We start from the raw sequence: 7,192 nt of genomic DNA on the forward strand, positions 1-7,192 counted from the left end.
GACGCAAGGATCGTGACATAGCCGAGCCCGCCACGGAAATGCCCCACCGCGACCAGCGCGACGTTGACGATACGCTTGGCCAGCCCTCCCTTGTTCATGATCTCGCCTGCGAGCATGAAGAAGGGAATCGCCATCAGCGGAAAGCTGTCGGCCCCGTTGATGACGTTCTGCGCCACGATCTGGGCATCGAACATGCCGATCGTGCTCATCAGGGCCACGCCGCAGACGATGAGCGCGAAGGCGATCGGCATGCCCAGAGCCATGGCGCCCAGCAGCGAGAATGTGAAGACGGCGATCGTCATGACTCGATCCCGGTGGACTGCTGGAGGTGGATGCTGCCTGGCGCGGTTCGATGAGACATCAGTGCTCGTCCGATTCCTTGACGGCCACCATGTCGGATTCGCTCGCCTGTCCCGTAAGCACGCGGAGGAGGTCGTAGAGAAGGATGACTGCGGCCGACACGCCGAAGATCACGCCAACCCCGTAAAAGATCGCCATCGAGAGACCAGTCGCCGGCGCGCGATCGTCGATGTTAATGATGGTCTGGCGCCAGCTTCCCGACAGCAACAGCCAGTCGGCGAAGAGCATCAGGCAATAGTTGATGACGAAGCATATGCGCTTGCCAGAAGCCGGCAGCATCCGGACGAGGCTATCGACGCCAAGGTGAGCGTGTTCGCGAAGCGCGACGATTGCGCCGAGGAAGGTCAACCAGACCAGCAACCAGCGCGACAACTCTTCGGAAATCGTGATTCCGGAGTTGAAGCCGTAACGCAGAACGACATTGCCGAAGACCAGGACCACCATGACCGCGAGGCACGCGGCAATGACGGCCTTCAGGAACGTGCAATAGAGGTCGAGAACTCGCGCCATGCGTGACGTCCGGGCATCTGAGAGCGGAGCCGGCCACTGGCCGGCTCGGCCTGCGTTATAAAAGAAGTCGACTACTTCACGTCCTTGCGGATGCGCTCGACTTCTTCGTTGAAGAGCTTCACCGTCTCGGGACGAAGGTTGGCCGACGTCTTGTCCGCGACCGGCTGCGCCGCCTTCCGCATGCGCTCCGTTTCTTCGGGAGCGATCGCGTTGTACTGCATGCCCTTGGCCTGCAGCTCCGCCAGAGCCTTGTCGGTCTGAAGGCGGGTCTGCTCCTTCTGATAGCCGCGGCTTTCTTCATAAGCTTCACGCATCAGGCCCTGCTCGGTCGGCGACAGCTTGTCCCAGAAGATCTTACTCACCAGGATGATGTTCAGAGTAAAGGTGTGATTTGTGGCGGAAACGTATTTCTGCACTTCGTAGAATTTGTTCGAGAGAATGACCGTGTATGGATTCTCCTGGCCGTCGACGGTGCGGGTCTCGAGCGCCGAATACAGCTCACCGAAAGCCATCGGGACCGGATTTGCCTTAAAGGCACTGAAGCTTTCGAGATAGACCGGATTCGGAATCACACGAAGCTTGAGGCCGCTGAAGTCCTCAAGCTTGGTGATCGGGCGAGTGCTGTTCGTGACGTTGCGGAAGCCCAGGCCCCAATATCCGAGGCCAATCAGCCCCTTCGACGGCAGCGCATCCATCATCGCCTTGCCGAATTTGCCGGTCGCGAGAGCATCGGCCTGCTCGGTCGTGTTGAACAGGAACGGGAAATCGATCAGGCCGAACTCTGGAATGACGGTCGCGAGCGACGTCGTCGAGGCCGACAGCATCTCCTGCGTGCCGCCCCGTAGCGCCGATTGCTGTTGCAATTCGTTGCCGAGCTGCGAAGCGGCGAACTCGCGCACCTTCATCTTGCCCCCGCTTTTGGCCAGCAGGATCTCAGCGAACTTTTGCACGCCAAAGCTGACGGGATGATCGGTGTTGTTGAGGTGCCCCCACCTGATCGTCCGATCCTGGATGTCGTCGGCGGCGGACGCCCCGACCGTCAGCGCTACGCAGATCGCCGTCGCAGACAGCGCCCGTACCAACAAGCTCATCGTTTCCTCCCTGGTTTGACCGGGCGCGACCGGCGACTTCGGCGCTCGTTTCGTGCCTTTAGCTGTTTTTAGACATCATACATCGATTTGGATGTCAAATGATAGATCAAAGTTCATATGAGATAGCTTAGAACGTCAGAGGTGATTGCGGTCCTATAATCCTTGCGTTAAAGATGGTTCGGCTCGCCTCCCGGTGGAGCATGATCGGTCAAGCGAGATCAGAGGCAATGACGGCACTTGAGGAACGGCCCTTATCAGCGGGCGACAGCGGCTATCAGCGCATTCGGTCCGACATCATTTTCGGCGTGCTCAGGCCCGCGGGCCGTCTCAAGCTCGATGCGGTCAAGGAGGACTACGGCGTCAGCATCTCGACGCTGCGTGAGATTCTCAATCGCCTAGCGTCGGAAGGTTTTGTGGTCGCCGAAGGCCAGCGTGGCTTTGAGGTGGCGCCTATCTCGATCCAGAACCTGCGCGAGCTTGCCGATCTGCGGATCCTGCTTGAGCATCACGCTATGGCGGAGTCGTTTCGGGCCGGGGACGTCGAGTGGGAGGGCCGCGTGGTGTCAGCGCATCACAAGCTGTCGGCCACCGAGCGCACTGTCCTTAAGGACGGCGACGATCCCGAGTTGCGCAAGCGCTACGACGGCGAATTCCATCAAGCGCTGATCTCCAGCTGCGGGTCGCGCGAGCTTATGCATACTCACGCGATCGTGTTCGACAAATATTTCCGCTATGCGCTGCGCTATCGCGGCAGGGAGACGATCAACCAGCACAAGGCGCTGCTTGAATGCGCCCTGAAGCGCGACATCAAGAGCGCTAAGGCCGTCCTCAGCGAGCACATCAATGGCTGTGTCGCGCATGCGCTGTCCTCCTGGAAGGACAGCTGACTTTTGGGTCTGCCCCGGGATCAAATCGTCGATGCAGAAGAACGATCAATGAGCGCGACAATCCCGTTCTCCACGGTCAAGCTGGATGGCCTGCTCGACGACTTCAACATCGACATCTTGATTGTCACCTCGAAGCACAACATCCGGTACCTTCTCGGCGGGTACTATCACTTCCAATTCGATTACATGGAGGCGATCGGCATCAGCCGATATCTCCCCATCTTCGTCTACGTGAAGGGCGCGCTCGACAAGTCGGTCTACATCGCCAATCGGAACGAGGGGGACAGCATCCAGAACAGGACGATCGACGGATGCTGGTTGCCGGCGGTCGTGTTTGGATCGTCAACCTCGGTCGAGGCTATGACGCTCGCGCTCAAACACATCAAGACGATGGCGACGCCTGCGCTTCGTATCGGCGTTGAGGCGTCGTTCCTACCGCTGGACGCAGCCGACGTGCTGCGCACGGAGCTCCCGCATTGTCAGCTCGTCGAGGCCATGCGGCCGCTGGAGAAACTACGATCGATCAAAACCGCGGGCGAGCTGGAGATCCTCCGCGAAGCGTCCGAGCGGGTGGTCGCCTCCATGATGGAGGCAGCCAGTCAAACCGGCCTCGGGCAGAGCAAGCGCGAGATCATAGATCGTCTGCGGCAAGCCGAATTGTCCCGTGACATGACCTTCGAATACGCCCTGGTGACGATGGGAACGAGCCTCAATCGGGCTCCCTCGCACCAACGTCTCAAGCCCGGCGATATCATCTCGCTGGATTCGGGCGGCAACTACCGAGGTTACATCGGCGATCTTTGCCGAATGGCGGTGCACGGGACGCCGGACAGCGAGCTTGTCGATCTGCTCGCTGAAATCGACCTGATCCAACAGGCCGCGCGCGCCCCAATTCGCGCGGGCCTGATGGGTAGCGAGATTTACGCCGCCGCCACGGAAGCGCTGGCGCGGTCGCCTCACGGCAAGCAGCTGCAGTTCGTGGCCCATGGCATGGGCATCGTCAGCCACGAAGCGCCACGGCTTATGGCGACCGGCCCCATTCCCTATCCCGCCGACGACGCCCATGTACCTCTCGAAGCTGGGATGGTCATTTCGATCGAGACCACGCTGCCGCATTCGCGGCGTGGCTTCATCAAGCTCGAAGATACCATCGCCGTGACCGCGACCGGCTTTCAGGCCTTCGGGGATGACGCGCGCGACTGGTATCGGATTTCGGCATGAGCGCCAATTTGATTCCCGCGTCCAGAGTCGAGACTGCCGTTGCCAGCGCAGACATCCTTGGCGAGACGCCCCTGTGGTGCGATCGTTCCCGCAAGCTGTGGTGGATCGACATCGATAGAAGGCTGCACCAATCGTTCGATCCGTCGACGGGTGCCTACCAGACATCCTCCTACGATTGCCAATTCCTGGGCAGCCAGGCTTTGACGGCGGACGGCGCGCACCTGCTTGCGCAGGATCTGCGTCTGTTTCGCCAAGGTGCCGACGGCGCGCCGATAGCCCAAGTGTGCGAAGTCGAAGGCGGGCTTGACAACAGGCTGAATGACGGCCGCGTTGACGCGCGTGGCAGATTGTGGATCGGCACCATGGACAATCAGCTACACCGTCCGAACGGCTCGCTCTACTGTGTGACGGGAAACGGCGAGGTGACGCGGTCTTTCGGCGACGTGATCGTGACCAACGGGATCGCATTCTCGCCTGACAATCGCACGCTTTATTTCACAGACACGCGGCGCTACCGCACTTGGATGTTCGACTTCGATCTCGACGACGGCGTAATCCGCAACCGGCGCCTGTTTGCGGATTACAGTTCCTCGCAGCAGCGGCCAGATGGTGCGTGCGTAGATGTCGACGGAGGGATTTGGACGGCGTTCTTTTCGGGCGGACGGGTGGCGCGTTATAGGCCGAACGGCGAGATTGACACGGTCATTGACTTACCGGTGACGAATCCGACCTGCGTGTGTTTTGGAGGCAGCGATCTCAAAACGCTGTTCATCACATCGGCGAGGAAGTTTCTAGATCCGCATCAATTGTGGGCAGAAACTCGGGCGGGACATCTTCTTGCGGTCCACGGCATTGCCGAGGGGCTTTTTGAACATCGTTTCGTGTCCAGCTCCCGCTGAAATTGCATGTTCGCTACTGCCCATGGCTGACTTCGGCTTCGCGTGCGTTCCAAACCTCGTTCCTTGCGCTCGGAGTCGTGATGCATGTTTTTCAACGTCGTCAACACCAAGCCTGAAAGTTGCGGCAATACATGTGTCCGGTTGTGGCCCTCAGCTGACCAATCGCGGCATGGTGCGCGATGGCAGCATTTGACCTGGAGCGGAAGCCCGTGGGTCCTGGCCGGTAGTCATGATTGCCAATGTAGGCTGGATAGGAGCGGCTCAGTTGCGAAACCGCCGCCGCTTACCCACCCAGAATCTATTTAAATATGTGATTTAATTAGTTTGAAAATGTGATTTAATTTTAACAACGAAACGTTGTAAGTCATTGGGACGCATCTCCGCGGCAACCTGCAAACCACGAGGGAGGGTCACATGGCTGTTCTCTTTGGCGACACAAGTGGATCACTCACGGGACGACAGCATGGCGCAGCGCAAACACTGGTTGGTTCCCATCCGACAAACACACTGTTCGGGGATGCTGGCGTGGACTTGCTCGGCCGCGCGATCGGCGGCAACGACACGTTGCTGACGTCCGGCTCTGGAAGCCTATTCGGTGATGCGGGCGGAAACATTTCTCATCATGCCCGGGGTGGCAGCGACACGTTGTCCGCTCAATTACCGGCGTCCGCTATAATTCCTGGCGAGACTTTCAGCCTGGATATGTACGGTGACGCTGGAGGCAATATCTCGGACTGGGCCATTGCGGGCAATGACATGTTCAATCTCGAGTTGCCCCTGGCCTTTACGCCCGGAGCGAGGGTGAATGCCTATGGCGACGCTGGCGAGATATTGTCCGGTCAGTCCAAGGGTGGTGACGACAACTTCGGTGTCACCGCTGGCGGACATCAAACAATTACCGTGTATGGAGACGCGGGTGGAAACCTGATCAATTGCGCGGTCGGCGGTAATGACACATTCGTTGGTCACATCGGACCGGATGGCAGTTTTGTGTTCTATGGCGACGCTGGCGGAGGCTTGCTCGGGCATACCCGCGGCGGCAATGACAGCTTCACTGCGAGCGGATCCGAGTACAACAACTATCTCTATGGTGACGCCGGAGGCGACATGGCCGGTCATGCGGCCGGCGGCAACGATAGTTTCGCTGTGAGCGGGATTAATCCGTTCAATTTCGTCTTTGGCGATGCCGGTGCAAATATGTCCGCTTCTGCCGCCGGCGGAAACGACAGGTTCGACGACTCTAGCGATGCAACACTCGCCGACCGAAATGTCTTTTCCGGCGATGCTGGCGGAAACCTGTCCGGCTCTGCCCACGGAGGGGACGACACGTTCAACAAGACCGGCTTAGGGGGAAGTACGTTCTATGGCGACGCCGCGGGCGACATGTCTGGTCGTGCCAACGGCGGCAATGACACATTCCAGGCCTCAGGCACGCAAAACCAGAATCTCTTCTACGGCGATGCTGGCGGCAATATGGGCGATCAGGCCGTTGGCGGCGACGACAGCTATCTCGGCGGCAACGTATTTTCCCAGCTCATCAATCAAGCATATGGCGATGCGTCGACTATGTCGGGCCGCGCGCTTGGCGGCAATGACACCTTGGTCGGCGGCAATGATCCGTATCCGCATGCCGCGGACAGCTACGAGACCATTCTCGTCGGCGACGCCCAATCCATGTCCGACTACGCGCGCGGCGGCAACGACAAGCTGGTTAGCGCCACGGGAAACGATAACATCTGGGGCGATGCCCAGATGATGCTCGGCTTTGCCCAAGGAGGGAACGACACGTTCGTGTTCGATTTCGATAACGGGCACGATAAAGTCGAGGACTTCGGACAGGGACTCTCGAATCGGGGCGCCGATCACATCGACGTCTCTGCGCTCGGTATCGAGGACTTCAGCGATCTGAGCATCTCACCGTTCGATCCTGTCACGCACGAGAGCACGGTCACGTTCAGTCCGGGCAACGACGTGGTTGTGCTCAGCGAGCAAACGCTCAGGCCTGAAGATTTCATTTTCGCGCCTTCTCAGTACGATCTGTTGACCTGAGCCGATACTAACACTGCCCGCATACCGCACATGCGTTCCAAACCTCGTTCCTTGCGCTCGGACCGTCTCGTCGTGATGCATGCTTTTTCAACGTGGTCAACACCAAGCCTGAAAGTTGCGGCAATACATGAGTCCGTTTGTGGCCCATCTGCGAAGTTGCGCCTCGGCGGTCGGA

At 59.2% G+C, this 7,192-nt stretch carries 7 protein-coding genes; 4 read left to right on the forward strand and 3 right to left on the reverse strand.

What is annotated here, in order from left to right; translation table 11 throughout:
• The 3 genes from IC66_RS0126025 to IC66_RS0126035 all read right to left on the reverse strand — a co-directional run.
• Window positions 1-302 (reverse strand): TRAP transporter large permease subunit (locus IC66_RS0126025; protein ID WP_038949621.1); only part of this gene is annotated, 302 nt, incomplete at its 3' end.
• Between the two features lie 58 nt (window positions 303-360).
• The gene (locus IC66_RS0126030) at window positions 361-870 is read right to left on the reverse strand and encodes a TRAP transporter small permease (RefSeq protein ID WP_038949623.1); all 510 of its coding nucleotides are present in this window, start codon (window positions 868-870) and stop codon (window positions 361-363) included.
• Window positions 871-941: 71 nt separating this feature from the next.
• A complete protein-coding gene (locus IC66_RS0126035) occupies window positions 942-1,961 on the reverse strand; it encodes a TRAP transporter substrate-binding protein (RefSeq protein ID WP_028142366.1) in 1,020 nt (339 codons plus the stop codon).
• 227 nt (window positions 1,962-2,188) lie between these two features.
• On the opposite strand from IC66_RS0126035, the gene IC66_RS0126040 reads away from it, so the two are divergent.
• The 4 genes from IC66_RS0126040 (at window position 2,189) to IC66_RS0126055 (ending at window position 7,017) form a co-directional block, all read left to right on the forward strand.
• The gene (locus tag IC66_RS0126040; protein ID WP_028142367.1) at window positions 2,189-2,848 is read left to right on the forward strand and encodes a GntR family transcriptional regulator; all 660 of its coding nucleotides are present in this window, start codon (window positions 2,189-2,191) and stop codon (window positions 2,846-2,848) included.
• Between the two features lie 48 nt (window positions 2,849-2,896).
• Window positions 2,897-4,069, forward strand: a complete 1,173-nt coding sequence (locus IC66_RS0126045) for a M24 family metallopeptidase (protein ID WP_038949624.1) — start codon at window positions 2,897-2,899, stop codon at window positions 4,067-4,069.
• Window positions 4,066-4,968, forward strand: coding sequence for an SMP-30/gluconolactonase/LRE family protein (locus IC66_RS0126050; protein WP_038949625.1), 903 nt, complete (start codon window positions 4,066-4,068; stop codon window positions 4,966-4,968). Before IC66_RS0126045 ends, IC66_RS0126050 begins: the two co-directional genes overlap by 4 nt.
• A gap of 414 nt (window positions 4,969-5,382) precedes the next feature.
• A complete protein-coding gene (locus IC66_RS0126055; protein ID WP_157158097.1) occupies window positions 5,383-7,017 on the forward strand; it encodes a calcium-binding protein in 1,635 nt (544 codons plus the stop codon).
• Window positions 7,018-7,192: the final 175 nt, after the last annotated feature.

It is taken from the genome of Bradyrhizobium genomosp. III, from assembly GCF_000261705.1.
Lineage (GTDB): Bacteria > Pseudomonadota > Alphaproteobacteria > Rhizobiales > Xanthobacteraceae > Bradyrhizobium > Bradyrhizobium ottawaense.

Bases quoted from the DNA above. Each gene is read 5' to 3' on its own strand.
- IC66_RS0126030 (WP_038949623.1), bottom strand. From the start codon at position 870: ATGGCGCGAGTTCTCGACCTCTATTGCACGTTCCTGAAGGCCGTCATT.
- IC66_RS0126035 (WP_028142366.1), bottom strand. From the start codon at position 1,961: ATGAGCTTGTTGGTACGGGCGCTGTCTGCGACGGCGATCTGCGTAGCG.
- IC66_RS0126040 (WP_028142367.1), top strand. From the start codon at position 2,189: ATGACGGCACTTGAGGAACGGCCCTTATCAGCGGGCGACAGCGGCTAT.
- IC66_RS0126045 (WP_038949624.1), top strand. From the start codon at position 2,897: ATGAGCGCGACAATCCCGTTCTCCACGGTCAAGCTGGATGGCCTGCTC.
- IC66_RS0126050 (WP_038949625.1), top strand. From the start codon at position 4,066: ATGAGCGCCAATTTGATTCCCGCGTCCAGAGTCGAGACTGCCGTTGCC.
- IC66_RS0126055 (WP_157158097.1), top strand. From the start codon at position 5,383: ATGGCTGTTCTCTTTGGCGACACAAGTGGATCACTCACGGGACGACAG.